At 76.9% G+C, this 537-nt stretch carries 1 protein-coding gene; it reads right to left on the reverse strand.

Features of this window, described 5'->3' with window-relative positions; all coding sequences use genetic code 11:
* Positions 1 to 537: class I SAM-dependent methyltransferase (locus tag ESO86_RS18410; protein WP_129236084.1), on the reverse strand; the 537-nt coding region annotated here is incomplete at both ends.

Genomic DNA, 537 nt, shown 5'->3' on the forward strand with positions numbered 1-537 from the left:
GCTCGCCGAGGCGCCAGCGCCGCGCCCCGCCGCGCACCGGCCAGCCGGCATCGCGCAGGTCGCGGACGAGCGCGATCCAGCGCTGCGACGGGCCGTACACGGACAGCGGCGCATGCACGCGCCAGCCGCGGTCGAGCGCCTCGAGCAGGTCGTGGACGCGCTCGCCGGGGACGTTGCGATGGATCAGGGCCTTCGGCAGGCGCTCGGCCACCACCGACGGGGCGTCGAGCCCGGTCAGGCGCAGGCTGATCGTGAAGCTCTGCGGGCCGGCATCCGTCACGCCCACCCAGCTCGACACGCGGCCGACCTCGTCGCAGGTGCCCTCGACGAGCAGGCCGCCCGGCGCCAGCCGGCCGGTCATGCGGGCCCAGGCGTCGGCGACGTCGGACTCGTCGTACTGGCGGAGGACGTTGAACGCGCGGACCACGGCGGGCCTCCGATCGCCCGGCACCGGCACCTCGAAGCCGCCGCGGCCGAACGAGACGGGCAGGTCGTCGGGGAAGGGCGTGCGGCCGGCGCGCACCGCGTCGAGCTGCG

The sequence above is a fragment of the Agromyces binzhouensis genome, from assembly GCF_004135055.1.
Lineage (GTDB): Bacteria > Actinomycetota > Actinomycetes > Actinomycetales > Microbacteriaceae > Agromyces > Agromyces binzhouensis.